This is a genomic window from Microseira wollei NIES-4236, assembly GCF_020521235.1.
GTDB lineage: Bacteria > Cyanobacteriota > Cyanobacteriia > Cyanobacteriales > Aerosakkonemataceae > Microseira > Microseira wollei.
On record NZ_BLAY01000068.1, the window covers coordinates 1 to 25,423 of the forward strand.

Consider the following 25,423-nt stretch of genomic DNA (forward strand, 5'->3'; position numbering starts at 1 on the left):
TGCCGCACCCTCAAGGGTGCGGCTACACAACCACAGCCTGCCTACGCAGGCTCAAAAATGTATATATGAATCATGCTACTACTGCCGCACCCTCAAGGGTGCGGCTACACAACCACAGCCTGCCTACGCAGGCTCAAAAATGTATATATGAATCATGCTACTACTGCCGCACCCTCAAGGGTGCGGCTACACAACCACAGCCTGCCTACACAGGCTCAAAAATGTATATATGAATCATGCTACTACTGCCGCACCCTCAAGGGTGCGGCTACACAACCACAGCCTGCCTACGCAGGCTCAAAAATGTATATATGAATCATGCTACTACTCCCGCTCAGGCAGGGATTTTGGGCTTCGATCCGGGGCGTGATAAATGCGGTATTGCCGTCATGGGAGCGGATCGCCAACTGTATTACCATGAAGTGATTCCGGCAGAAGTGGCGCTCGCTACCATTTCCCGCTTGCGGCAAAAGTATCCCATCTCGGTTTTGGTGATGGGAGATCAAACGACGGCTAAAGCATGGAAACGGCAACTGGAACAAGACTTGCCAGAACCACCGCCGATTATACTGGTAGACGAGCGCTATAGTACCCTGGAGGCGCGGGATCGCTACTGGCAAATGTACCCCCCAAGCGGTCTTTCTCGCCTCGTTCCAAAGGGAATGCGACCCCTTCCACGACCCGTAGATGACATTGTAGCTATCCTCCTGATTGAAAGATACTTATCGCGGGCATAGGGGATTGCAGATTGCAGATTGAAGATTGCAGATTGAAGACAAATCTAAAATCTAAAATCTAAAATCTGCAATTCTACAACTCGGCTCGGATGGTAAAAGCATAGTCCCCCCCAGGTTCCAGTTTGTAGTCGGATTTCTCCAAAAAACGGCTGAGGGGTTCTTGAATCAGAGCGCGTCCCAGGGAAGGCTGAAGGAATAATTTCCCCTGCTTGAAACACCACTGGAACTGCCAATCATATTCACCCGCTCTCACTTCGCCCTCAATTTTGCCCAACTCCCATGACTGTACGGTAATCCGGACATAGGCAGTGGTTTCCGGTAAACGTTTAGAACTCACGGTTCAATGGTTAGTCGATTTATTCCCAGTTCGTTTAACTAATTCGGCCCAATTCCCCATCCCTCTTATAGGGTGGGGATTATTGCCGGACGGCGACGAAACCATCCCCGACTAATATCAACCTAACGGTTGATCTGGGAGTGGGGTGGTTGTTGTCCCATCAACTCTTGGACTAGGCAATCTGTCGATCCAATCTTCAATCAACTGCGTCATAGTCTTTTCTTTGGCTTCTGCATATAGCTTTAGCTTGTTGTATCGACGCTCCGAAATCCTGAATCGTAATGATTTTTCCTTCATTTATGTGTACACAACGCGCCGCGCTTATGCTAACATAGAGATGGTCGATCACCCGCCCGACTGACTAAAAGGCTACCTATTAGGTGTAAAAGTACTAGCAGAGATCGGGGAAGACGCAAGTCTAGCTGGTTAGCCATTGCTGTAAATCCAAGATCAGCGTGTCGAAACATAAATCAAACTGCCTATGGAAGATAGGCGGCTGCCTGTGGAGGCAAAGTAAGACCATCATCGGGCCCGTGTCCCGAATACCTTCTTGGTATTCCTAACGTGGCAAGAGCCTGTGAAGCGGTAAACTCTGCATGACGAATAAGACCGTCCCTGAATTAAGTTGTTGTTGGAGAGCCACCAACCTCAGCTCTCGCAGGTTGGGGTACTTCACTTACCCATGATAAAAACCTCTTGCCATCACCAGCTTGGGCCGCAAATGTCGATATTAAATATTTCTTAGGATCGAAGCAGCATATAAGGCGATGCGGCTAAAAATCGCATCTCACCACAGCTATCCTTTGCCTTGGAGAATCCCCTCTTGAGTACTAAAAATTCTGGGGACAAGAAACCATTCTTCCCCCCTACTCCATTAAATCCCCCAGACCTGGATCGGCAACTCCAAAGCACGGTCGAGAGCTTTTCCGATCTTCAGGCGCAATTGAATTACAAACAAGCACAAACGGCGTTGCGAGATTTGGTAGAAAATCTAGATCTGACGCCTCAAGAGCGGTCTGGACTAGAACCGGCGATTTACGATTTGCAGGCGATGCTTTCCAAGCTAGAACGCTCTGTGGTGCAGATCGCGGTTTTTGGCATGGTGGGAAGGGGTAAATCTTCCATCCTGAATGCGCTGTTGGGTGAAAAAGTATTTGAAACTGGACCATTGCACGGCGTTACTCGCACGAGTCAGCGCGCGAATTGGCAACCTTCTGGGGATAGCGATCGCTCTATCCTACAAGTAACCATTAGCGGTGCAGACAATTCCCAAGTAGAACTCATAGACACTCCCGGACTCGACGAGGTGGACGGAGAAACCCGCGCCACTTTGGCTCGCGACGTAGCTAAAACTGCCGATCTGATATTATTTGTCATCGCGGGGGACATGACCAAAGTCGAACACGAGGCGCTATCTCAATTGCGAGAAGTGGGTAAGCCAATTTTGCTCGTGTTTAACAAAATTGACCAATATCCAGACGCCGATAGGCAGGCAATTTATCAGAAAATCCGCGATGAACGGGTGCGGGAGTTGCTTTCCCCCGATGAAATTGTCATGGCGGCGGCATCCCCCCTGATTGCTCAAGCCACTCGCCGTCCTGATGGCAGTTTAGCAGTGCAGCGGCAACCCGGTGCCCCCCAAGTCGATGAATTGAAGCTAAAAATTCTGGAGATTTTGCATCGAGAAGGGAAATCTTTAGTTGCTTTAAATACCATGCTCTACGCAGATGATGTCAACGAGCAATTGGTGCAGCGAAAGATGGAAATTAGAGATAGTAGCGCCAACCGATTAATTTGGAATACAGCTATTACTAAAGCCGTGGCGATCGCCCTCAACCCGATCGCAGTTATCGATTTGCTCAGCAGCGCTGCGATTGATGTCGCGTTAATCTTGACTTTATCTAAACTATATGGTATACAGATGACCCAAGCCGGAGCGGTTAACTTACTGCAAAAGATTGCGATCGCAATGGGTGGTTTAAGTGCAGGGGAACTGCTGGCGAACTTCGGTTTAAGTTCGCTCAAAAGCTTGTTGGGTTTGGCAACACCCGCAACAGGTGGGGTATCTTTAGGCGCTTACGTATCCGTCGCGCTTACCCAAGCGGGGGTTGCCGGTGTTTCTTCCTACGCCATCGGACAAGTAACGAAAACTTACTTGGCTAATGGCGCTGCTTGGGGACCAGATGGCCCGAAAGCCGTTGTATCGAGCATTTTGGCATCGCTTGATGAAGAATCGATTCTTAGCCGACTTAAAGATGAACTGCAAGCTAAGTTGAAATTGCCAATAGCTAATCGCTAATGGCTAATTGGTAATGGCTAATTGGTAATGGCTAATTGCTAATGGCTAATTGCTAATTGCTCGTGAGCATATTTTCTGGCTTTACCATGAGCAATTAACTATTAGCCATTAGCTATTAGCAGCCCTCAAAAGGTAACTAGCAACTTACGTTACTTAGTGTTGGTCTTTCTTGTCTTTAAATGAGGCTAGCCAATCTCTCACTTGGTCGGCGGCGATATCGCGACTCCCCAAACCAAAGGCGAGGGCAATGGCGACAGCGATCGCGCCCAACAACAAACCAAACGCCAAGTTAACGATATCGCTGGCGATTCCCATTTGTTGCAGTGCCATTGCAGAGACTAGGGCAATAATCGCAATTCGGGCTGCATTTCCCAGGATCTTACTTTGTGCCGTGCCGGAACTGACAATCAGGCTAAAGGCTAGGTTAGCCAGATACATACCAATGGCAAATACGAGCAATCCCGCGAGAATGCGACCAAAAATCCCCAGAATTCCCGTGACAATCGCCGTTAATCCTGCGAAAGCCAGTACCTCGGTTGCCGGTACGATCGCTAACAACATAATCCCCACCAGCACCACAATCCCCGCAATTTCTGAGGGAGTGCGGGTGGTTTTGGGTGCTGGCTGAGATTCGGGAGAGATATCTTCGACTACTGGCGTCGCAGTCCTTCTGGGTGCAGGTAGACCCAGCCAAGTGAAGATATTGTTAAAGCCAACGCTAGTCAGGATACTCGTGACAAAATCTGCCACAAAGCGTCCGATGAAGTAGGCGATCGCCAAAATTACCCCAGCGGTGAAGATTCTGGGAATGGCGTTGAGAATTTGGTTGAGCATAGCGATCGCCGGGGCGGAGATCGCATCAATTCGCAGCGCATTGAGGGCGGCGATCGCGGTCGGAATTAAAATCAATACGTAGACAACCGTACCGATAATTCCAGACAAAGATTGACCCGAAGTAGCGGGAGAAATGCCGAATTGGACACCTAGCCTATCCGTCCCTGTTGCTGCTAACAAATTCGTGACAATGCGGCGGACAACTTGAGCAATTAACCAACCGATTGCGCCAATTAATAACGCAGCAAAAATGTTCGGCAGAATCGACAGAATTTCATTGAGCAGCTGCTGTACTGGTTGCAGAGTTCCCTGCAACTGTAAAGTGTTCAGTATAGCCGGGAGAAACAGCAAAAAGATAAACCAATACAGCGTATTGCCAATGGTTTCGCTCAGAGAAAACCCAGTCGTGGGTGCTTCTCCAACTTGCTGACCCAAACGCCGATCCAAATTGAGCGTCCGCAGGGAGCGAGTTACCAGTAGTTTGACCAAACTTGCCAGTAACCAAGCAACTCCCAACAGAACCGCAGCACCTGCTAACTTGGGCAGGAAATCAAAAATTTGGGTGAGTAATTGGTTGAGGGGGGTAGAAACTGCCGTCAGCTGGAGTGTCTGTAAAAAGGCAACCAACGTGAAGATAATGATAATCCAATAGACCGCTTTGGCAATCCATTTCTCCACCTCTGGTGCCTCAGCGCCATCCGGACGCCCCGCTATCCAAGCAGAAATGCGGTTATCGATATTGGTGCGATTGAGGATACCCAGGGTTGCAGCGGATGCGATCGCCGCGATCACCCACCCCAGGACTAAGATCGCGATCGCTGCCAGGATGTTCGGGATAAAGCTGCCTAAATTTAGCCAAAATGTTTGGAAAAAGGCAGCCGTTTCGGCAGGAATATTCTGAGCCGGCGGCGGGGGTGCCGGTCGGGGTGGTGCGTTCTGTGCCTGTGCCAGAATTCCATTGATTGGCATCAATAAGCCCACATGCAGGGGTTGTGCCATATCTTGCCATATTTTATTCATGGTTCTCGATCAACCTCAGAATTCAGCGGCAAAAAGGCGAAAACTATCGCTTAAAGCGAAGTAATCGCTGACTGAGATACTACACTAATGCACCGAGTGTGGGAAGCCAGTATTTGTTATATTTTGCTACCAAATCGAGGCAAGGCATCTTGTGCAGGTGAGCAGGTGAGCAGGTGGGCGGTATTATCTGAGAACAGAGTGCTTTCTCCTCTCCCTCTGACTATAAAAATGTCACAGCAGCAAGTTTTTGAACAATCGATTCAAATCAATGCTCCAGCTACAGTAGTTGAGCATTGTATCGCCGACCGCGTTTTGATGCACCGATGGCTGAACCCCGCGTTGCGATGCGATCCGGTGGGTGAGTGGAGTACAGATATGGGGAGTCGCAGTCGCTTTGTCATTGAGGTGCCCCTGTTACAGCCTACACTGGAAAGTACGGTAGTCGAGCGAGAACCGGGGCTGATAGTATGGGAGTTTGACGGATTTTTTAAAGGACGCGATCGCTGGGAATGCCAACCGATCGAAAAAGGAACCCGTCTACTGAACCGCTTTGAATTCGAGGTTCCCAACCCGATAATTCGCTGGGGGTTCAATACCTTTGCCGCTGCTTTGACTCAACAAGATATGCAAGCGCAACTGCGTCGCCTCAAACGAGTCGCAGAAGGGCAAATAGGCAAGTAAGGGCGGGTTTTACCGACGATCTTTCTTTGCCAAAAACAGACTATTAAACTAAACCCACCCCTACCCCATGCAATTAGCAATTAGCAATTAGCAATTAGCAATTAGCAATTAGCAATTACCCATTCCCAATCTGGTCTAATAACTTGCGAATCGCGCCAGCATCTTCAGCATTGGGGACGCGGACGAGATAAGTTTCCAGATCCTGACTTGCCAGGGTCAACTCTCCGATTTGATAGTATAGAAGACCGCGATCGCGCAATTCCATCGGCGCACCCGGAAACAACAGCAAAATGCGCTCAACTACTGCCAGCGCTTGCTCCAACTGATGGCGATTCAGGTAAATTAATTTCAGATTCATCAGCATCCGCGCTAAAAAGCGGCGGTTACTAACTGGCTCTAAAAACGAGGGTTTTAACTCCACTCTTTGCTGATAAAGCTGAGATAATCTTTCCTGACAATCCTGCTTAAACAAAGTTTCGCCGCGATTAAACGCATCCACATAGATGCCAGCATCTTGAAAATCAGGTCGAATTAGAAAATGACCGGGCATCCCTATTCCCACCATTGGAAAATCAACCCGCTTGGCAATTTCCAAGTAAACTAAAGATAGAGTAATCGGGATGCCAGTGCGCCGCTCGATGACATCATTTAAGAAGCTGTTACGCGGGTCGTAATAATCATCCTTATTTCCAGAGAACCCCAAGTCATCATAAAGATACTGGTTAATCGTCTGGATGACCCGCAGGGGATAGCGTTGAGCTGGCAGACGCTCTTTCACCTCATCTGCCATTGTATCCAGGGCGCTGAGGTATTCATCCGGGTCGAGGTCTGGATACTCCTCTTGGGCAATATACAAAGCTGCCTTTGCCAGGTCGATTTGTTCTTCTGGCTGATATATTTCTTTGTAGAAGTATTGCCGTGGGAGGGGGAAGTCCATCTAATTAAAACCAAAAATTTCAGACACTGCTTTTACGATATCAAGATAAATGTTGCCTTGCATCTGACGAAACAGTTCAAAAGGCTGGTGGGGAGAGCCAAAAATCGGCCTCAGAGTCCAGCCTAGCTGACTTCCGACGAATCCATAAAGCAGCAACCATAACTGCAAGATCCTGGTACGAATTGCTTGACCTTCCGGGTCTTCATCGGAAATTAGCTGAATTCCATTATAAAGGAATTGAACCCCAATTACCCCCGTGAGCATAAAAATTGCCACATTCAGCAGTTTAAAGAACTGATAATGCCCAGTTGTAATCAGAAAAAACAAAGTGACGGGTGCAAAACCAAATAAAAGCGCGCTAATCACAGAAGCCGCACTCAGGACAACTGCAAAATGCTGCCCCAGACTGCGATTCGAGCCAAAAAAAGTACTAAAAATGTACAGGGTTGGTAAACAGATTAACAGCGTCAGCAAATAAAGACTTGGCAGCTTAATTGCCGAAGATAAAGATTGAGCCGGACTGTGGAATAAGCCAACAATTGCCCCATAAAGAGCGAAACAAACCGAACTGCAAACCAACAGCGAGATAATCTTACCTTGAAGCCCTTCACCCTGACGAATTTCTTGGAGAAAAGCTTTGCGATCGCGCAGCAGCGTAATCAACACCGTAAAATGATTTGTTGAGCGAGATGTTTTCTGAATCATAACTAACCTTGGTAATTGCTAATTGCTAATTGCTAATTGCCTCTTCTTCTCTTTGCGTCCTAGCGCTGACGCGCGTTCAATTAACGAAATCCCAAAAGATAGGCGAGAGATTGAAACACGCTCACATAAAAATTACCCTCCCTTTCTCTAAACAACGAAAACGGAGAATCAGGCATCCCGAAAAAAGGTCTAAGCGTCCATCCTAACTGACAACCGACGAAAGCGTAAAGAAATAACCAAGCTTGTAAAATCTTTCGCCGCGTATCGCTACCTTCAGTATCTTGTTCCAAAATACAATTTGCCGCCTGATACAACGAAGATACCCCAATCCATCCAGTTAAAGTGAAGATAGCCACATTCAACAAAATGAGAAACTGGTAATGGGTAGTACTAATCAAGAAAAACAGCGTAATAGGCGCAAAACTGAACAACAGCACGCTCGTTACCGAAACCGCCGTTAGCACCAAAGCGAAATGCTGACCAAACCTGCGCTTGGAGCCAAAAATAATGTTATAAAAGTACAGCGTTGGCAGACAAACAAGCAGCGTAATTAAGTAAAGCGCTGGCAATTTAACTGCCGAGGATAAAGCTTGCATCCAGCTATGATAAATTCCCATAATTCCGCCATAAATTGCCAGGAATAGCGAACTGCAAACGAGCAGAGAAAAGATTTTGCTGGGGATTTTTACCCCTTGACGAATTTCTTCTAAAAAGAGGGCGCGCTCCCGCAGCAGACTTATCATCACACCAAAGGATTTCGCCCCCTGAAATTGCTGTTTCATCCTGCTTTTATCCTCAACTAATTTATCTCGTACCCAGGCTCAGGCTGGGTACGAAACTGTGGATCCTCTGCATCGTTTTACTCATCCAGGCAGAGCCTTGAGGATCTAGTTCCCAGGCTGAGCCTGGGAACTAGAGTATAGAATAATCGCCGCCAGAACCATACTGCCAAGCTTCCACCCAACGATGGTAATAATATTGCTGAATAGGCGGTAAATTTTTCATCCCAGGTTCGATTGCTTTACCCAGTGGATAAAGAGCGCTATAAGCACCTAAATTTACATAATGAACCATCCAATCCAACAAGGTCAATAAACCTACCTGCGGAATAATTTTGACTACTAATCCAGGCTGGGCGAGAGAAGTTTTAAACAGCGTTTGCGACAGGGCGGGAAATTGCACCACATCTTGTAAAAACGGTTTTAACACATCTTCTCCCAACTGCTCCATTTCTTTAAATACCCCCGTCAAAAGTTCGTTAATTTGATTCGGGGGTATTTGTTGATTAATCCCGGCGCTCATCGAACGTTGAAACATCCACGTCACCGCTATACTTGGCTGATAAGGCTGTAGGAGTTTCAAAGCATTTTGACTCAATTGGTCGCTTTGTAGCGCCTCTTGGACGCCGTTCGCGAGACGTTTTAGATGCCGTACCATTGCCCCAAAACCGCCAAAACTCAAAGGCGATTGACTGCCGCTACTATCTCCAATCGGAAGAATGCGATTCCAAGGCATTCTTAAGGGACTTTCGCGGAAAGTAGGGAAGAAACCAAACAGCGCCCGTTTAAATTGCAATTGTTCGAGTTCTACCTGCTGATATTGGGGTAAAAGGCGCAGGTAGTCTTCAAAAAATGCTTCTAAACTAAAGCGCTGTGGGTTAGCATCCATGTAAGTAAACAGGTAGGTTGTTCTGCCATCGCGGGCGGGAAAGGCTTCCCAGAAGTACTGGCATTGATTTTGCAACGGTGTGAAGGAGTACAACAAGTCGCCCGTGTCGTTTTTCGGAAAACCTGTGGCACAAGTTCCGACAACTAGACAGACGCCATCGGGTTTTGTTCCTGCCCTGGCTTGTTGTACGATGGGGGAAAAATGTCCCATTGCGTCGATTAAGAGGCGAGTTTTGAAGTTGTTACCCGCTTCCAGCATTACTCCATCTGGATGGATAACTGCGCTTTGGAAGGGGGTTTTTTCAAATAGCTTGCCGCCCGCTTCGAGGAATTTTGTTTTGAGGGTTTCTAGGAGATAAACTGGATCGACGCCGATGTTGAGAACGTCTTTTACCCAGATATCGTTGCCGCCAAAAAAGCCGATGCGGGCGGGGTTATATTCGGTGGCGATCGCTTTTTCCAATTCTGCTGCTGAAAGCAGTCCCAATTCGACAAATGTTTCTAATTCTTTGCGGGATATATTCCATTCTTGATCTCTGCCGCGCAAGATTCCTCGTTCAACTACAGCAACTCGCCAACCTTTTTTGGCTAAAGCAGCGCCGATTAATATTCCTAAAGTGCCGCCGCAGATGACGACATCAAAATCTACTTCTCCCAAGGGTGTGGGATTTTCTTTGACTACGTTGGGGATGGGTGCGGTGTTTTCTTTGATGGTTTTCCACAAGGTATCGACGCGGCGCAGTTGTGCTAAGACATCGCCGGGGATTTGGGAAAGAATTTGTTCGGTGAGGGTCATGATGGGAGTGGGTTAGAGATAAAATACTAATTGTTATGGTAGTGCGATAAAATAATTGTGTCAGTATATCTGCTTGTGAATGCAGTAATTATGACCGAGTTATTAGAACAAGCCATTACAAAATTGAAGCAATTGCCAGCTAGCCAACAGGATGCGTTGGCGTAGCCTGCCGGAGGCATCTCGCTGCATTAATTCTGGAAGAATTAGAAGATGAAGTTTGTTGGGACAAAGCATTTGAGGAGTCTCAAGATTTACTCGCTATTCTGGCAGCAGAGGCGATGACTGAATATCGCGCAGGTAAAACTCAAGAGTTAGATCCGGATAGATTGTGAAATCCCGCACAACGGCTCAATTTCGTAAAGCTTTTGCCGATCTGCCAGCGCAAGTTCAAGCACAAGCGAGGGCAGCATATCGCCAGTTTAGGGAAGAGCCATCCCATCCCAGCCTTCGGTTTAAGCAGGTGCATCCAACTTTACCAATCTATTGTGCTAGATTCAGCAAAATTTATCGGGCAGTCGGTCAACCCATCGACGATTGTATTGTGTGGTTTTGGATTGGATCGCACGCTGATTACGATAAATTGTTGTCTCAGTTGCGGTAATAGTTTAATACAAAGCGATCGCTTGTTGTTGTGCCGAATGGGTGCGTTCGCTCCTGCTTCACTCTGAGCAAATTCCCAGCATTGCACAAACTTTTGACAATGAAATAGCTAATCATAGGGAACGCATTGAAAACATTGGGATTATTTTAATTAGGACAGGACTTACGCACGCTGCGCCAAAAACAAAGGTGATGCGTCAATCTCGCGACTGGAAACCCATGATTTTTCGTATCACCTTTGTTTTTTTGCGTAAGTCCTGTAGGACTTACGCCAATCACCTTTTTTTCTATGAAAAATCGTCACTTTGGAACTATAGATCCCAGCTTGAAACCAGGTTTCTACGATCGTCGTGGGTAAGTCCTGTTCTAGATCAATGCTGTCACGATATCAACACAACCAGGGATGGCTGGTTGAACTCGTACCCTAGTCCTGGCTTTCCACCATACAAGAAACCCGGTTTTTCTAAAAAACCGGGTTTCTTGATTATTTGGCTAAGGAAACTGCTTTTGAGACTGCTTCATCCAATTTATCTACCACAGATACTCCCAACCCTGCCAAACGCTCTCTAGCTGTGGCTAGGTAGGAACCCGCGAGGCGCACTACAAAATGGGGATAGTGAGTGTGCGATCGCACTTCCACCCCAGCAGCTACTTCCTGGGTCACGCTAACCCCACTACGGCGGCGACTCCCACTCGTTGAATTCACTGTTGGTTCTGTTTCCCCACTTGGTGGCAGATATTTGGCAATAATGCCAGCTACGCCATCGCAGGAAGTAGCTCCGCCTAAAATATTCACTAAAACAACCTTAATCCCCTTATTTTCGCTCAATAATCCCAGTCCCCTTTCCAAGCGATCGCACAACGTCGTTCCTGTCCCCATCCCCGTCATCTCTTCGCCTATATTCAAGTAGCTGGCTGGCTTTCCCCCTCCTTGGTATACCAAATCTAGGGTCACCATCCCCATCCCACTCCCGTTACACACCACCGCAATATTCCCTTCCGTTTCCAATACCTGGGGCGTTTGATTATAACACAAACTTAAATCTTTAGCAAGAGTGCGATCGTCTCCCTTTTCTTTTTCCCGCTGTTTTGCCAGCATTACCAACTCGCGATGGCGTCCCAAAGCCGCATCGTTGGCGATGACTTTACCATCTAGCGCCATGACTTCGCCAGCGGCACTGACACCCAGGGGATTAATTTCGACTAAATCCAAGTCTTTCTGGATAAACAATTTATACATCGCTTCGACGATGGTACTGACAGCGGAAATTAACTGACCCTGCAATCCCATCTTCAAAGCCAAACGGCGGGCGTAGAATGGGGAAAATTCACCCTCTACAATTACCTGCTGCATTTTCTGCCGCACCGCATCTGAATCCATACCGCCCTGGGGCGAACCCAACAAAACGGGGCGACAAAGGGTATAATCTAGGGCGACTGCCAGATAGAATTCTTGTGCGGCGTTGTAGCGAGCTTCTGCTAGGAGTACTTTGGGATACTCGCCCCGAATGGGTAATTGGAAAATAGTTTGAGCTGCGGCGATCGCATCGATTGTATTTTCCACAAATTTAATCCCGCCTGCTCTTCCCCTATTCCCCTTTGGCACCTGAGACTTCAACACCACTGGATAGGGTATCTTTAAATCCTTCAGGTCGCTAGGGCGGTCGATGCGTTGGGACGGTAAAACCGGAATGCCGATTTCGCGAAATAATTCTTTAGCTTGATATTCTAGTAGGTCCATAAATAATTGCGGTAGTGTGTATTGCGGTGTATAGTGACTAGATTCACCCACTACTTATTACCTACTACCTTTTCTTGCCAGTCTTTGGCGACTAGATCGATGCCGTAGAACCGCTGCCAGAAGCGATCTACAACCTTTGTCGGCAAGACTTTGGTCATGAGAAACAGCAAAATCTTGCCGCCCGTAGCAGCAGTATAGCGGGGTTTTGGATTGGTGTCTGTAAGACTACGCACAATTACCTCTGCCACGCGCTCAGATGTCCAAGCGCGGGAACTGGTTTTATCCTGCAATCCTTTTAAATTCTCAAACGCAGCGCGGTAGGGTGTATTTTCGGGATTTGTTACCGCTTGCTCAACGCCTTGGGCGGCTACGTCAAAAAAATCCGTACTCACCGGCCCTGGTTCAATAAGGCTGACTTTAATATTAAACGGCTCCAACTCCATCCGCAGGGCATCGCTTAGCGATTCCAAAGCAAATTTAGAAGCGCTATATAACCCGCCAAACGGAAACGCCACCCGTCCCCCGATTGAACTAATATTAATAATGCGTCCGCCGCCAGAGTTACGCATAACGGGAATTAATGCTCGGCTCAACGCCAACGGTCCCAAGACGTTAACTTCAAATTGCCGCCTTGCTGCTTCTGCCGGAACTAATTCTATCGGCCCCATTTGACCGTACCCGGCATTATTAACCAAGGCGTCAACGCGACCAAATCCTTCCAAGGCAATGCTTGCCAAGGCTTCGACTTGCTCGACCTTTGACATATCTGTGGGGACGACCAATACTTCCGCACCGGCTTTGCTACAGTAGGTGGCAACGGCTTCGAGCTTTTCGCTGTTGCGAGCTGCCAGAACTAATCGGATGCCTAAAAATCGTTGAGCCAAAACTTGTGCTAAAGCCGCTCCAATTCCCGTGGAGGCACCAGTGATCAGTACAACTTGTTCGGATAAGGCAGGAAAATCGGGCATAGTAAATTTAGTACTCCTAAGAAACTCCCTCAAGAGCAGGTGGGCAGGTGAGCAGGAGTTTCTTTTTTATATGACTGGTTGCGTTTGCTGCCCTGGGGACGCTCTTAATCTTATCTTTACATTTCTTATAAGTTTTCGCAGCGCACATGTCATGTTTGTGAGGTGGGAAAATTGACTTATTTGGCTGGTTGGATCTGAGAATAAACCCGGATGGGAGTTATCTGTAACAAACATCGACGTGAAAATCAAATTGATTAAAATTAACACTCAAAAAACCAAAGGTGGTACCCTATGCAAACAGTAGCGCAGCAGGATGAGATCAAAGCACTAAAGCGATTTTTGCAGAAGCGGTTGCAGTCAGAAGCAGCCTTGGAAGTACCCTTCCAACTACAGTGCGTTCTCAAAGATGGGGAATTATTGATTTTGGTGCAACACGAGGCATCAAACGGATTTGACGCGACAAACATCTTCAACACGCTACAGCAAGCAATTTCTGCCGTGGGATCGGCTTTGCCCAACCCAGGGTCGGACTTCCAGCAGGTACACGTTTTCCTGAGAGTGGCGGGACAAAAGCAGCCTTATGCAGCGGAAGATTTTACAGTAGAGAACCCAGTCGCTTCGACGAAGAACGCTTCTGAACTGGAAAACCTGCTGGCATTGGAAGAAGAAGAAAACCCGCCCCTAAGCTGGGATAATTCCACAAACGATCCCGAAACATCCGCAACGGGGACATCAAAACCAACAGTCGAATATCACCAAGGCGTCCAAAAGCAACCCACGCCAAAGCGAGAGAACCCGTTTAAAACAACACCCAAGGTGCAACAGCACAGCAGTGACAGCGAAACACCGTCGAGTGCGCCCCCAGTACCATTGTTGGCAGCCGTTGGTGTAATGGCGGGGGTGCTGTCATTGGCAAGTATTTACGCCTTGACGCGTCCTTGCACCATCGGATCTTGTTACCAGCTACAAAACGCGCAGCAGTTAAATCAAGAGTCAATTGCAATTCTGCGTCAAGCCAAGTCGGGGCAAGAATTGGTGGTAGCGCAACAGAAATGGCAGCAAGCCACCGAACAATTGAAAAGTATAGCCCCTTGGGCGCGCGATCGCGCCAAGGCACAAAACCTGTTACAGAATTACTCAGCGCAGATGGCGAGGCTAGACTTGGTTTTAACCGGGTTAAACAAAGCCACCCAAGCAACGCAAAAAAGTCAAAATCCTCCCCACTCGGTGCAAGAATGGCGAGACATCCTGGCGCTGTGGAACGAGGCGATCGGGCAAATGCGGCAAGTCGCTCCCAATAGTTCGGTTTATCCCCTAGTCAAGCAAAGATTAGAAGAATACCAGCTCAACGTCGCAATTGTCAACCAGCGCATCCGCACCGAACAACAAGCAGACCAAGAATTGATCGAAGCCAAGCAAACGGCACAAGTTGCCGAAGCGCGCATGGGGAACGCGCGCACGTTTGAAAACTGGCAACAAGTTTTCAATAGCTGGCAGGCATCAATCGATGCCCTCACCTCGATCCCGCCAACTACAACCGCTTACAGAGAAGCCCAGGATTTATTATTAAACTACCGACCTAAACTGGCAACCGCACGCGATCGCCGCACCAGAGAACAAATCTCGGCAAACGGTTACAATCAAGCCGTGAGTCTGGCATCTCTCGCCCAGCGCCTAGAACAACAAGGTCAATGGTCCCAAGCGGTCGCTACCTGGCGTCAAGCTTCTACCTCCGCCTCCCAAGTCCCCAGCGAAAGTTTTTACTACAATCAAACCCAACCGCTGATCGATGCCTATGCTAATGCTTTAAAGCAAGCAGAAGCCAATCTGAAAATATCCCTCATTTTACAAAAAGCCCGCTTGGATCTCAACCGCACTTGTTCCGGTACAACCAGGATTTGTAATTTTAATGTCGCCAACGATGGTATTAAGGTTTATCTTACTCCTGCTTATTACAACCAGTTGGTAAGAACTAACGCCACCGCCACTCTCAACGGCGACGCCGATACCCAACAAGCAGTCGAAGATCATCTCCAAACCTTACAAGCTGCCCTAGAAGCTATCAGCGAAAACGCTAACCTGCCCCTGGCGCTTTACGACCACCGCCGTCAACTTATCGGTACTCATACGCCTAAAAGTTAATTGGTAATTGCTCATTGCTAATTGCTAATTGGTAATTGCTTATTTAGGACTTACGCGCAGAAACCGGGTTTCTCTGAAAAATCGTCGATTTACAAATTAGAGATATAGGTCGAAACCCGGTTTCTAGTCCTGAAGCTGTTGCTTAAACGGGTAGCGATCGCCACACTGGTCTATTGTATCCACCATACAAGCTATCAGCGATCGCTTTACTTCCTTTTTAGGACATTATTAATTCCTGAAACCCTTGATTTGACCTTCTTCTTCCCCTAGCCCCTAGCTATAGTTGAGGAATCCAACAACAAAACCTCCCGCGATGAATGATAGATACCAAGTAGGCGGTAGTCTGGCATTTGATGCAACTAGCTATGTAGAACGACTTGCTGATTCCCCAATCTATGATGCTCTTCTTCGCGGTGAGTTTTGCTATGTCCTCAATTCGCGCCAAATGGGCAAATCTTCTCTTTTAGTCAGAACTAAACACTATCATTGCTAATTGTTCCTGGTAAAATTTTCCGGATATCCCATTAGCCATTAGCCATTAGCTATTAGCTATTAGCAGCCCTAAAAAGGTAACTAGCAAATTAAGTTAGTTAATTAGTTGCTCGGATGAATTGAAAACTTTTAAACATATGCCTTTTGTCACTAACAAAGTAGCGATTAAAGTAGCAGTTGCCACCATAAATAAAATTAACATCTGGTAAAATGCTGCTTGAAATGGGCTAACACCACCCAAAATTTGACCTGTGAAAAATCCTGGCAAGGTAATCACACCGACGATCGCCATCGAGTTTAAAGTGGGAATAATCCCAGCGCGGATTGCTTCAGTGCGATAGAATGCTACTGCTTGTTGAGGTGTAGCGCCCAAGCTGAGGTGAGTTTCAATTTCTATGCGCGAGGCGACTAAACTGCTGGTGAGGCGTTCGCCTGCGATCGCCGCCCCATTCATCGCCTGACCTAATACTATCGCCGCCAAGGGCACAAGATACTGGGGTTCGTACCAAGTCGGCGGATGCAATACCAACAAATTGACATAACCTACACTTAAAGCCGTACTGAGTAATAACGCACCCCACACAATAGGTAAGATTTGGGGAATCTTTTTACCGATGCGATTTCTTGCTACCAGCGCCGCAGTGGTGAGTATCAAAATTAACACAACTAGAACAGCTACTGGGTTATTCCCGGCGAAGGCTACCTCTAAAACAAAGCCTACCCCAAACAATTGAGCGATCGCGCGCACCGTCGCCGTCAACAGACGCCATTCCAGTCCCAGTCTTTCTATAGCAGATAACCCAATGGCAATTGCGATCAAACCCAATCCCCAAGCTAGGTGTACGATATCAAGTTGAATTAATTCCATATGCTAATCGGTAATGGGTAATCGGTAATTGGTAATGGGGTTATGGACATCCTACGGGAAGCCAACCAGCGCGTCATAGTCTTTTTCCCTCCTACCAATTACCAATTAGCCATTACCCATTACCATTCTTATAGGTAAAAATTACTGGTAAGAGAGTGAGCAACATTCCCCCCGTTGACTTGGCGCAGCAATATCAGATCATCGCAGAAGAAGTGAATGCTGCTGTTTTAAGCGTACTGTCCTCTGGTCGTTACATTGGCGGAAACCTAGTCGAAAGCTTTGAGCAACAGTTTGCCAGCTACACTGGCGTCAGCGAATGCATCGCCTGTAATTCTGGTACTGACGCGCTGTATTTGGCATTGCGATCCCTCGGCATCGGGTCGCAAGATCAAGTTATTACCACGCCCTTCACTTTTATAGCCACCGCCGAGGCGATTAGCGCCGTTGGCGCAACGCCAGTATTTGTCGATATTGACCCCGAAACGTTTAATTTAGACCTTAACCAGATAGAATCGGCTATTACCTGCAAAACTAAGGCAATTATACCAGTTCACTTGTTTGGGCAGCCTGTAGATATGACGCGCTTGATGGCAATTGCTTTTGCCCATAACCTGTTTGTCATAGAAGACTGCGCCCAAGCGACAGGGGCAGAATGGGCAGGGCGAAAGGTAGGCAGCATCGGACACATCGGCTGTTTTAGCTTCTTTCCCACCAAAAATTTAGGCGCTTGCGGTGATGGGGGCGCGGTGACTACTAATGATAGCGCGATCGCTACCCAAATTCGCCGCCTGCGAGAACACGGCACCAGCAGTCGCTACTACCACGAAGCCATCGGCATCAACAGTCGCCTAGACGCCCTGCAAGCCGCTATTGTGCAAATTAAACTACGTTACCTCGATACCTGGAATGCCCAACGTAGCGAAATTGCCACCCGCTACCAAGATCTGCTAAGTCCAATTCCAGGAATTATCCTCCCCCAAGCACCAACTAAGGGTAAAACTGTCTGGAATCAATTTACGATTCGGGTAATCGGCACAGATGAAGCGGCTACTAGGGACAGGGTACGCAGCCAAATGCAAGAAAAAGGCGTTTCTTCAATGGTTTACTATCCTTTACCCCTGCACTTGCAACCCGTTTATCAAGGTTTACCTTATCAGCAAGGCAGCTTTCCCGCTGCCGAACAAGCTTGCCACCAAGTGTTGTCTTTGCCAATATTTCCAGAACTATCTATCGAACAACAAAAGCGAGTTGTTTATGCATTAAAAGAGTCATTAGTCAATAGCCAACAGGGGCGGGTTTTACCGATGATCCATGCCATCAGCGACAATTGATTTAAACCCGCCCCGGTATTGTGTAGGGGCGGGTTTTACCAATTCAATAGGAACAATAAATTTCAGGCTGTAGGGGCACGGCATTTTTAAGTCTTTGGGTAGAAATTAAAACCGATCTACATTCCCTACAAACCTGTTAAAACAGCTGGAAAATCAAACTGTAGGGGCACGGCATTTTACCATTTTTGGGTAGAAATCAAAACCGATCTACGCCGTCAAACTGTAGGGGCACGGCATTCTACCATCTTTGGGTAGAAATCAAAACCGATCTACGCCGTCAAACTGTAGGGGCACGGCATTTTACCATCTTTGGGTAGAAATCAAAACCGATCCACGCCGTCAAACTGTAGGGGCACGGCATTTTACCATCTTTGGGTAGAAATCAAAACCGCTCTACGCCGTGCCCCTTCGCCCCTACGATTAAACGCGGATGCGGTTTTTGCTAGTTGTCGCCAAGGCTTCTACCAAGCTGCGGACGACTGCTATCATTGCGACTTCGCTATTGAGTTGGTTAACAGCCGATCCTACACCGACGCCAGACGCACCCGCAGCGATCGCTAAAGGTGCGGTGACGCTGGATATCCCAGAAGCGCAAAGTACCGGGACGGATACGGCGCGGGAAATTTCATACGCCGCCGCCAAGGTAGGTGCTGCCTTTTCGATCAGTCCCAGAGTGCCTCCATGAGTAGGGGCGCTGCTGGTACCCCCTTCGGTTTGGATAATATCAGCACCCGCTTTCACCAGTTCTTCCGCCAGATGTACCTGTTGGGACAGTTCTAAGGTATGGGGAACCGTCACCGATAAGGTAATGTGGGGCAGGAGACTGCGCGTTTGCTGCGTCAGCCCCAATACTTCTTCTGCTTCAAACCGACGCCCCAGGGCATAGAAACTGTCATAGTTGCCAATTTCGATCAAATCTGCACCCGCAGCCACCGCCGATACAAACCGATCCGGTTCCACTGCCGATACACAAATCGGCATATCTGTCAATGCGCGGCACAGGGAAACCAGATCCCGATCGGCGGCAATATCCACAAACGTCGCCCCGCCTTGGTGAGCGGCTTTCACCGTTGCTGCTACTCGCATAGGGTCGAAATTATTCAAGCCGCTGATAATTTTTAGGGCAATGCCTTGGTCAAAAGCACCCTGTAGTTTTGCATCGATCATCTAAAACCTCATGAGAGTGTGGAAACCACCATCTTTTCAGTGGTGGATGAAACAGGATGCAGCGTTTTTAAACGCTGTGGAGAGGTATGGTTGCCTCTCCCTGCGGATATGATTGTCCCCCAAACCCCATTTCTGGGGTAAAGTTAGCAAGGCCAAGGTTATCGGTCGGTACTATCTCAAAAGCACTGTCTTACACCTCGTAAAACTGTTTAACTCTTGAGTTCTAGAGCAGGGAACTAGCACTCTCATTCCCTGGTAGGAACTTGAACGCTTGCCGATAACTTCGTTTCCCCGTTGCACCGGACTCGGGCCCGTCAGCTACCTAAAGTTTCGAGGCAGTGAGCCGCCGTCTCTTTAGAGCGGGGTGCTGACTTTGCTTCTGTTCTCGTACAAACACTCGTACAAACAAATGTATAGCTCATTTTGACATTCCCGGTCCCCACCAGCTGCCTTGCGATCGCCAGATAAATTATTCCATCAAAGTCAATCATTTTTAATAAATCTTAATAGTCGAGCGGTCAGCCGAATTGTGGGATTTTTGTTTTTCAGGATGCAGTTATCACTTTGATTTCCGGGTAATCTCAAGGAATAACTCCCTGGCGACAAGGTACTAGTACCTGCAAAACCAGCCAAAAGAGCTATACAATGCCATTCATAAATGTTACAATTTTTTACAAAACTTTAAAGGTAGCGCCATGAAGACCGCTCAGACTTCCACAGACTTAGTGCGCACATACCTTCGGGAAATCGGCAGAGTTCCCCTGCTGACACACGAGCAGGAGATATTGTACGGCAAACAGGTACAGCGCTTAACGGCACTTATGGCGGCGAAAGAATCCCTTGCTGCTACGATAGACCGCGAACCCACTATGGCAGAGTGGGCGCAGCAAGTTGAGCTGTCCCCGTCAGAGATACAGCAGATTATGAGAGAGGGAGAAATTGCCAAGCGCAAGATGGTCGAAGCCAACTTGCGACTGGTGGTATCGGTTGCCAAAAAATATATTAAGCGCAACGTAGACCTGTTGGATCTGATTCAGGAAGGCACGATTGGGATGCAGCGGGGGGTGGAAAAATTCGACCCGACCAAGGGGTATCGGTTTTCCACCTATGCCTATTGGTGGATTCGTCAGGCAATTACTCGTGCTATAGCGGAAAAAGGTCGGACGATTCGCTTGCCGATCCATATCACCGAGAAGCTGAACAAAATTAAGAAAGCTCAGCGCTATCTATCCCAAAGACTGGGAAGAGCTGCTACCGCTGCCGAGTTAGCCGAGGAATTAGAGTTGACCCCGAAGCAGGTACGGGAATACCTGGAGCGCTCGCGTCAGCCGCTATCGTTAGATTTGCGCGTCGGCGATAACCAGGACACCGAACTGGTAGAACTGTTAGAAGATACCGGGCCTTCCCCAGAAGAATTCGCCGTGCAGTCGGCACTCCAGACAGATCTGGAAAAGCTGATGTCGGATCTGACGCCCCAGCAACGGCAGGTGTTAGAGTTGCGGTTTGGTTTAGAAGACGGACAAGCTTTAACCCTGGCTAAAATAGGCGATCGCCTCAACATCAGCCGCGAACGAGTGCGGCAGATCGAACGGGAAGCCCTGACAAAACTCCGCAAGCGCAGAGCGGATATGGAGGAATTCCTGGTTGGAGCATAAAAAAGATAGAGAAGAGGGAGAGGGGGAAGGTAAGAAAGAGAGGAAATAGGGAGCCGAAAAAACCTTTGCATTCTGCTTCATCTGAGGTATAATAGTATACCTTTCCTCGATCTCGCTCTTTCTTATCCCTTACCAATGCCCGATTCCAGTGAGAAAAACCACCAGACAAAGGTTCGGTTCCACCCACTACGTGAGTTAGATCGGATTGCTACAGTAGTTGACATAAGCGCATAAATAGCAAGCTCGGTTGTAAACATTTCAAAAGTGCGCCTTTTAAAGTTAAGCATTCAAACAATTGCACGCCACTACGGAGGTTATGGTGAATCAATCATCTAATAGAGGCCCAGAATTTTTGAAAGAAGAATCCGAACAAGCGAATTTGCTGTGGCAATACGTGCAATCTATGAGTCCGGATACAGTTGCCCAGCTATCGAAACCCTCTTCGGCTGAAGTTTTTCAGGTGATGGAACGCAACATTATCGGTTTGTTGGGCAACCTGCCTTCAGAACATTTTGGAGTCACCATTAGTACCAGTCGGGAAAATTTTGGTAGACTTTTGGCTTCTGCCATGATTAGCGGTTACTTTCTCCGCAACGCCGAACAGCGGATGACTTTTGAGAAATCTTTGAGCGGTGTTGAAGCCAGCGCCCCCGAAGGCGAATAGGCAAGCAGTGGGGTGCGTTGAATATGTCGTCCCCACTCAAAAACTCGACAGGCTACCTCAACGGCCTGTCGAGTTTTATTATGGGGGAATTGAAGCGATCGCTCCTAAACTGGGATAAAATCTGAATTACCGATGCGCGAACCAAACGCACCCTTACCCCATAAGCTAATTGGCGTTGCCGCGATATGGAACGACCAACAACAAATATTAATTGACCGTCGGCGTCAAGATGGTTTATTAGGAGGATTGTGGGAATTTCCCGGTGGCAAACTAGAGCCTGGTGAAACCGTTGAACAGTGTATCAAACGGGAAATATTAGAAGAGTTGGGAATTGAAATCGCAGTCGGCGACCATTTGATTACGATTAACCACCCCTATTCTCACTTCCACGTTACCCTAATCGTGCATCATTGCCGCCACATCAGCGGCGAACCCCAGCCGATAGAATGCGATGAAGTGCGTTGGGTAACGTTAGATCAGCTTGATCTGTATCCGTTTCCCCAGGCTAATGTCGAGATTATCAACGCACTGCGAAAAAGCTAAAGCAACTGCGCCCATGCCCCATCTTAACTTTGTCGATAAACTGGCAAAGTGAAGTGGAAGCAACTGCCACTACCGGGAGTAGAATCTACCCAAATGCGACCGTAGTGTGCTAGAATGATGCGCTGACACAAAGATAAACCAATTCCGTATCCCTCCTTGGCTTCATCCCGTTGGAGGCGGAAGCTGTCTTCAAAGATGTGTTCTCGGCTTTCTTCGGGGATACCGGGACCATTGTCGCTGACGCTGACCTGTACTTTCTGGGAAGTGCGGTGCAGGATCGAAATTTCAATCGTGCCTTCTTCTGGGGTGTATTTAATCGCATTGTCGAGCAAATTTACCAGCACTTGACGCACTCGTTCTGTATCGGCATATACGTAAGGCAAGTCTTTGGGGATATCGGTTGTCACCTGCTGCATTTTTGCTTCAAATACGGGTTTCATCGAATTGAGAATATCTAAGCAGAGGTTCTCCAGGTTGAGTTTTTGCGGGTGAATGCGGAGCGTTGCTGTTTTCCCTTTCCCTGCTTGGAGTATATCGGCAATCAGCCGCTCGATGTTCCGGGTTTGCACTCGCGCCTGTTTGATTAAATGGGCGGTGAGGGCGGGTGTTAGCCGCGATATTTGACCGTTATGAGGATTGTAGTTGGTTTCTAGGGTTTCTAGGGCAATCGAAGCCGCCGTGAGGGGATTTCGCAGGTCGTGCGCCAGCATGGAGATAATCCGGTCTTTGAACTGCAACAACCGTTGTAGTTCTTCGTTTTCCTGCTTCAGTTGAAAAATTTCTTCCGTTAGTTGAATCAGTTCGGCAAAATTGTTAATCGAAGCGAGCAAAGGTTGGGTGGTTACACTGGCATCAGGTTGTAATGTCAGATGCTCAATCGCATCGTGTTTCCAGCGCGTCCACCATTCCTGCAATTGCGCCACTAAGTTACTACCTGCCAGCACATGTCGCGGCGGTGGGCTGATTTTAATCAGCGCTGGCGTTGCCACCAGTTTAAAATGTTCGGCTAGATACGGTTGTGCCCCAACATCAATGACCTCAAATTCTAACGGATAGTCGGCCTTGAGGTGTTCCAGATCATGTCGGAGTTGCTGAAGTTGTTCAGTGGAACTTGGACGTTCGTCTACGAATAACAACAGCTGTAAAGGCGTCTGGGGATGGGTTAACTTTTCAGCAGTTGCTGGCATGAATTCTTTTTTCAGCACGGCGGAATTTCCAAGGTGACGCTATTCCAACAGGTTAAGGTAATCAACCAGGTGAGGGTAGAGTACTTGCCCGTTTGACTTCTATTTATAAGCTACCTCTTTCTGAGTATTCTAGTAAGTCGTTGCCACTATCTTAGGGTATAGGGCATCTATCATGAAGTATGCGGCATGTTTTACCCACGATCTATGCCATCGGCGACTGTTTATTTAAACCCGCCCCTATCTTGAGTCATACAACATAACATGAGACTCTGATCGAGAGCGTAAATTGGTGAGCGAGTGATGGTGTTGATGGCGCGAAAATCACCCCAAGTGCGGGTTCTCCTGGTGGGAGCGATCGCTTTCTTCGTTTTGGCTCTTACTTTAACACTGCACCGGCACTTCTGTTTCTATTCTTCCTACGACCAGGGGATTTTCAACCAAGTTTTCTGGAACGGTATTCACGGGCGATTTTTCCAAAGTTCCCTTTCTTCCCAACTTTCTACCAATGTCGTCCACAACGGCGAGGTTCCTGCCGTATATTACCACCGTTTGGGGCAACATTTTACACCTGCTTTATTACTTTGGTTACCGATCTACGCCCTGTTTCCGTTTCCAGCTACTTTGACCCTATTGCAAGTAACTTTAGTCACTGCCGCTGGATTGGTTTTATATGCTTTAGCCAGGGAATATTTACAACCAACGGTATCGGCAATAATTACCTTGAGCTTCTACGGCGCTAATGGGATTGTGGGCCCGACACTGGCTAATTTTCACGATATATGCCAACTGCCGCTATTTATGTTCGGCCTGCTGCTGGCAATGGAAAAACGCTGGTGGTGGCTGTTTGCTATTCTCTCGGCGTTCATTTTAGCCTTGCGGGAAGATGGCGGCATCAGTTTGTTTGGTGTCGGATTTTACCTGATAGTCAGTCGCCGCTATCCTAAACTTGGCTTGGTTGTATGTACCCTGAGCTTTGGTTACATGCTGCTACTTACTAATGCGATCATGCCGCTGTTTTCCGATGATATTTCCCGGCGGTTTATGATCGAACGGTTTGGTCAGTATGCGGATGGGGAAGAAGCTTCTACCGTAGAGATTATTTGGGGTATCGTTAGTAATCCTTTGCGATTGCTGGTAGAACTATTTTCGCCCTTTTTTGGGACGATTCGCTATTTAATTAGCCATTGGTTACCGTTTGCCTTTGTCCCAGCTGTAACACCTGCAGCTTGGGCAATCGCTGGCTTCCCCCTGCTGAAACTATTCTTAGGTAAGGGCGAGTCGGTTTTGGCAATTAACATTCGCTATGCCATGACCGTCGTGCCAGGGCTGTGTTACGGTGCTATTCTGTGGTGGAAAGGTCGCGAAAATCTTCTGGATGCACCGCTGCGCCAGTTCGTTATCCAACCTTTTTACTCGCTGCGATCGCTTACACGATGGCGTAAAATCATCGACCGGGCGATAAACTGGTTCGAGCAGCACCCAAAATGGCTGAAACTCTCGATGCGGCGATTTTGGGCAGTTTGTCTTTGTATTTCGCTGTTTTTTAGCTTTACTTCCAACCCAAATCGCACGCTATCGTTTATAATCCCCGATTCCATTCAACCTTGGGTTTACGTGCCGCTACCCCGTCAGTGGGAACACGCCACAGCAATTCGTTCCCTACTAAATCAAATCCCTAAGGATGCCAGCGTATCGGCGACAACGTTTATCGTGCCACATCTTTCGGGTCGTCGCGAAATTATCCGGTTTCCTTCGTTGCAGTTCCGCAACGATGCACGACAGGTGGTAAAGGTAGAATATGCGATCGCGGACATATGGCAGTTGCAACAGTATCAACCAGCTTTTAGAGGCGATCGCCAAACCTTACAGGATAGCCTTCGCACCATCAAACTGGTTACTAGCGAGGGAGAATACGGCATTATTGGCTGTGAGGATGGCGTGATTTTGATGCAAAAAGGCGCGGCTTCTAACCCAAAAGCCTTAGCAGCATGGCAGTCAATTGTCAATAGCAAGTAGGAGCGAAGGGGCATCTTGTGCAAGTGACCGGGTGAG

Annotated in this window: 23 protein-coding genes and 2 pseudogenes; 13 read left to right on the forward strand and 12 right to left on the reverse strand. The window is 47.9% G+C overall.

Features of this window, described 5'->3' with window-relative positions:
• The first annotated feature begins 311 nt into the window (after positions 1-311).
• Positions 312-737, forward strand: coding sequence for a pre-16S rRNA-processing nuclease YqgF (locus tag MiSe_RS22030; protein WP_226584934.1), 426 nt, complete (start codon positions 312-314; stop codon positions 735-737).
• 73 nt (positions 738-810) lie between these two features.
• On the opposite strand, the gene MiSe_RS22035 is transcribed toward MiSe_RS22030, so the two are convergent.
• Positions 811-1,074 (reverse strand): DUF3146 family protein, encoded by a 264-nt coding sequence (locus MiSe_RS22035; RefSeq protein WP_226584935.1) that lies wholly within the window; start codon positions 1,072-1,074, stop codon positions 811-813.
• An 889-nt stretch (positions 1,075-1,963) separates the two neighbouring features.
• Between MiSe_RS22035 and MiSe_RS22040 the strand changes: the two genes are divergently transcribed.
• On the forward strand, positions 1,964-3,373 hold the full coding sequence (locus MiSe_RS22040) for a GTP-binding protein (RefSeq protein ID WP_226584996.1): 1,410 nt from the start codon (positions 1,964-1,966) through the stop codon (positions 3,371-3,373).
• A gap of 153 nt (positions 3,374-3,526) precedes the next feature.
• On the opposite strand, the gene MiSe_RS22045 is transcribed toward MiSe_RS22040, so the two are convergent.
• Positions 3,527-5,227, reverse strand: coding sequence for a mechanosensitive ion channel (locus MiSe_RS22045; protein WP_226584936.1), 1,701 nt, complete (start codon positions 5,225-5,227; stop codon positions 3,527-3,529).
• A gap of 228 nt (positions 5,228-5,455) precedes the next feature.
• Between MiSe_RS22045 and MiSe_RS22050 the strand changes: the two genes are divergently transcribed.
• Entirely contained in the window at positions 5,456-5,908 is a 453-nt protein-coding gene (locus MiSe_RS22050) for an SRPBCC family protein (protein ID WP_226584937.1), read from the forward strand.
• A gap of 115 nt (positions 5,909-6,023) precedes the next feature.
• Here the strand turns inward: MiSe_RS22050 and MiSe_RS22055 are convergent, their stop codons facing one another.
• The 4 genes from MiSe_RS22055 to MiSe_RS22070 form a co-directional block, all read right to left on the reverse strand.
• Positions 6,024-6,845, reverse strand: a complete 822-nt coding sequence (locus tag MiSe_RS22055) for a SirB1 family protein (protein ID WP_226584938.1) — start codon at positions 6,843-6,845, stop codon at positions 6,024-6,026.
• Entirely contained in the window at positions 6,846-7,550 is a 705-nt protein-coding gene (locus tag MiSe_RS22060; protein WP_226584940.1) for an actin-binding WH2 domain-containing protein, read from the reverse strand.
• An 80-nt stretch (positions 7,551-7,630) separates the two neighbouring features.
• A complete protein-coding gene (locus tag MiSe_RS22065; RefSeq protein WP_226584942.1) occupies positions 7,631-8,332 on the reverse strand; it encodes an actin-binding WH2 domain-containing protein in 702 nt (233 codons plus the stop codon).
• Positions 8,333-8,462: 130 nt separating this feature from the next.
• On the reverse strand, positions 8,463-10,013 hold the full coding sequence (locus MiSe_RS22070) for an FAD-dependent oxidoreductase (RefSeq protein ID WP_226584944.1): 1,551 nt from the start codon (positions 10,011-10,013) through the stop codon (positions 8,463-8,465).
• 90 nt (positions 10,014-10,103) lie between these two features.
• Between MiSe_RS22070 and MiSe_RS53945 the strand changes: the two are divergent.
• Together MiSe_RS53945 and MiSe_RS22075 are read left to right on the forward strand one after the other, a co-directional pair.
• Positions 10,104-10,345: pseudogene (locus tag MiSe_RS53945) on the forward strand (hypothetical protein).
• Positions 10,342-10,614 (forward strand): ParE family toxin-like protein, encoded by a 273-nt coding sequence (locus tag MiSe_RS22075; RefSeq protein ID WP_226584946.1) that lies wholly within the window; start codon positions 10,342-10,344, stop codon positions 10,612-10,614. The pseudogene MiSe_RS53945 and the gene MiSe_RS22075 overlap by 4 nt, the downstream one beginning before the upstream one ends.
• 483 nt (positions 10,615-11,097) lie before the next feature.
• Here the strand turns inward: MiSe_RS22075 and MiSe_RS22080 are convergent, their stop codons facing one another.
• The gene (locus MiSe_RS22080; RefSeq protein ID WP_226584949.1) at positions 11,098-12,354 is read right to left on the reverse strand and encodes a succinate--CoA ligase subunit beta; all 1,257 of its coding nucleotides are present in this window, start codon (positions 12,352-12,354) and stop codon (positions 11,098-11,100) included.
• A 50-nt stretch (positions 12,355-12,404) separates the two neighbouring features.
• Positions 12,405-13,322, reverse strand: coding sequence for an SDR family NAD(P)-dependent oxidoreductase (locus MiSe_RS22085; RefSeq protein WP_226584951.1), 918 nt, complete (start codon positions 13,320-13,322; stop codon positions 12,405-12,407).
• Between the two features lie 291 nt (positions 13,323-13,613).
• Here MiSe_RS22085 and MiSe_RS22090 point away from each other — a divergent pair, with 291 nt between their 5' ends.
• Together MiSe_RS22090 and MiSe_RS22095 are read left to right on the forward strand one after the other, a co-directional pair.
• Entirely contained in the window at positions 13,614-15,464 is a 1,851-nt protein-coding gene (locus MiSe_RS22090) for a hypothetical protein (RefSeq protein ID WP_226584953.1), read from the forward strand.
• A 313-nt stretch (positions 15,465-15,777) separates the two neighbouring features.
• Positions 15,778-15,945, forward strand: a pseudogene (locus MiSe_RS22095) (AAA-like domain-containing protein); the annotation flags it as partial.
• A gap of 105 nt (positions 15,946-16,050) precedes the next feature.
• On the opposite strand, the gene MiSe_RS22100 reads toward MiSe_RS22095, so the two are convergent.
• Complete coding sequence (locus MiSe_RS22100) at positions 16,051-16,824, reverse strand: ABC transporter permease (protein ID WP_226584957.1); 774 nt, start codon at positions 16,822-16,824, stop codon at positions 16,051-16,053.
• Positions 16,825-16,979: 155 nt separating this feature from the next.
• Between MiSe_RS22100 and MiSe_RS22105 the strand changes: the two genes are divergently transcribed.
• Positions 16,980-18,155, forward strand: coding sequence for a DegT/DnrJ/EryC1/StrS family aminotransferase (locus tag MiSe_RS22105; RefSeq protein WP_226584959.1), 1,176 nt, complete (start codon positions 16,980-16,982; stop codon positions 18,153-18,155).
• 247 nt (positions 18,156-18,402) lie between these two features.
• The gene (locus tag MiSe_RS51105) at positions 18,403-18,534 is read left to right on the forward strand and encodes a hypothetical protein (protein WP_264196640.1); all 132 of its coding nucleotides are present in this window, start codon (positions 18,403-18,405) and stop codon (positions 18,532-18,534) included.
• A 41-nt stretch (positions 18,535-18,575) separates the two neighbouring features.
• Here MiSe_RS51105 and MiSe_RS22110 read toward each other — a convergent pair whose 3' ends face one another.
• Together MiSe_RS22110 and MiSe_RS22115 are read right to left on the reverse strand one after the other, a co-directional pair.
• Positions 18,576-19,322, reverse strand: a complete 747-nt coding sequence (locus MiSe_RS22110; RefSeq protein WP_226584961.1) for a DUF561 domain-containing protein — start codon at positions 19,320-19,322, stop codon at positions 18,576-18,578.
• Positions 19,323-19,636: 314 nt separating this feature from the next.
• On the reverse strand, positions 19,637-19,813 hold the full coding sequence (locus tag MiSe_RS22115; protein WP_226584963.1) for a hypothetical protein: 177 nt from the start codon (positions 19,811-19,813) through the stop codon (positions 19,637-19,639).
• A gap of 204 nt (positions 19,814-20,017) precedes the next feature.
• Between MiSe_RS22115 and MiSe_RS22120 the strand changes: the two genes are divergently transcribed.
• From MiSe_RS22120 to mutT, 3 genes are all read left to right on the forward strand, one after another.
• On the forward strand, positions 20,018-20,977 hold the full coding sequence (locus MiSe_RS22120) for an RNA polymerase sigma factor, RpoD/SigA family (protein WP_226584965.1): 960 nt from the start codon (positions 20,018-20,020) through the stop codon (positions 20,975-20,977).
• Between the two features lie 319 nt (positions 20,978-21,296).
• Positions 21,297-21,641, forward strand: coding sequence for a DUF760 domain-containing protein (locus MiSe_RS22125; protein WP_226584998.1), 345 nt, complete (start codon positions 21,297-21,299; stop codon positions 21,639-21,641).
• Positions 21,642-21,773: 132 nt separating this feature from the next.
• Positions 21,774-22,184 (forward strand): 8-oxo-dGTP diphosphatase MutT, encoded by a 411-nt coding sequence (mutT, locus tag MiSe_RS22130; protein ID WP_226584967.1) that lies wholly within the window; start codon positions 21,774-21,776, stop codon positions 22,182-22,184.
• A 23-nt stretch (positions 22,185-22,207) separates the two neighbouring features.
• Here mutT and MiSe_RS22135 read toward each other — a convergent pair whose 3' ends face one another.
• Positions 22,208-23,371, reverse strand: coding sequence for a histidine kinase (locus MiSe_RS22135; RefSeq protein WP_226585000.1), 1,164 nt, complete (start codon positions 23,369-23,371; stop codon positions 22,208-22,210).
• 309 nt (positions 23,372-23,680) lie between these two features.
• Between MiSe_RS22135 and MiSe_RS22140 the strand changes: the two genes are divergently transcribed.
• Complete coding sequence (locus tag MiSe_RS22140; protein ID WP_444980533.1) at positions 23,681-25,387, forward strand: DUF2079 domain-containing protein; 1,707 nt, start codon at positions 23,681-23,683, stop codon at positions 25,385-25,387.
• Positions 25,388-25,423: the final 36 nt, after the last annotated feature.

Bases quoted from the DNA above. Each gene is read 5' to 3' on its own strand.
- MiSe_RS22030 (WP_226584934.1), top strand. From the start codon at position 312: ATGAATCATGCTACTACTCCCGCTCAGGCAGGGATTTTGGGCTTCGAT.
- MiSe_RS22100 (WP_226584957.1), bottom strand. From the start codon at position 16,824: ATGGAATTAATTCAACTTGATATCGTACACCTAGCTTGGGGATTGGGT.
- MiSe_RS22055 (WP_226584938.1), bottom strand. From the start codon at position 6,845: ATGGACTTCCCCCTCCCACGGCAATACTTCTACAAAGAAATATATCAG.
- MiSe_RS22060 (WP_226584940.1), bottom strand. From the start codon at position 7,550: ATGATTCAGAAAACATCTCGCTCAACAAATCATTTTACGGTGTTGATT.
- MiSe_RS22135 (WP_226585000.1), bottom strand. From the start codon at position 23,371: ATGCCAGCAACTGCTGAAAAGTTAACCCATCCCCAGACGCCTTTACAG.
- MiSe_RS22065 (WP_226584942.1), bottom strand. From the start codon at position 8,332: ATGAAACAGCAATTTCAGGGGGCGAAATCCTTTGGTGTGATGATAAGT.
- mutT (WP_226584967.1), top strand. From the start codon at position 21,774: ATGCGCGAACCAAACGCACCCTTACCCCATAAGCTAATTGGCGTTGCC.
- MiSe_RS22070 (WP_226584944.1), bottom strand. From the start codon at position 10,013: ATGACCCTCACCGAACAAATTCTTTCCCAAATCCCCGGCGATGTCTTA.
- MiSe_RS22080 (WP_226584949.1), bottom strand. From the start codon at position 12,354: ATGGACCTACTAGAATATCAAGCTAAAGAATTATTTCGCGAAATCGGC.
- MiSe_RS22085 (WP_226584951.1), bottom strand. From the start codon at position 13,322: ATGCCCGATTTTCCTGCCTTATCCGAACAAGTTGTACTGATCACTGGT.
- MiSe_RS22050 (WP_226584937.1), top strand. From the start codon at position 5,456: ATGTCACAGCAGCAAGTTTTTGAACAATCGATTCAAATCAATGCTCCA.
- MiSe_RS22110 (WP_226584961.1), bottom strand. From the start codon at position 19,322: ATGATCGATGCAAAACTACAGGGTGCTTTTGACCAAGGCATTGCCCTA.
- MiSe_RS22115 (WP_226584963.1), bottom strand. From the start codon at position 19,813: ATGATTGACTTTGATGGAATAATTTATCTGGCGATCGCAAGGCAGCTG.
- MiSe_RS22045 (WP_226584936.1), bottom strand. From the start codon at position 5,227: ATGAATAAAATATGGCAAGATATGGCACAACCCCTGCATGTGGGCTTA.
- MiSe_RS22120 (WP_226584965.1), top strand. From the start codon at position 20,018: ATGAAGACCGCTCAGACTTCCACAGACTTAGTGCGCACATACCTTCGG.
- MiSe_RS22090 (WP_226584953.1), top strand. From the start codon at position 13,614: ATGCAAACAGTAGCGCAGCAGGATGAGATCAAAGCACTAAAGCGATTT.
- MiSe_RS22140 (WP_444980533.1), top strand. From the start codon at position 23,681: ATGGCGCGAAAATCACCCCAAGTGCGGGTTCTCCTGGTGGGAGCGATC.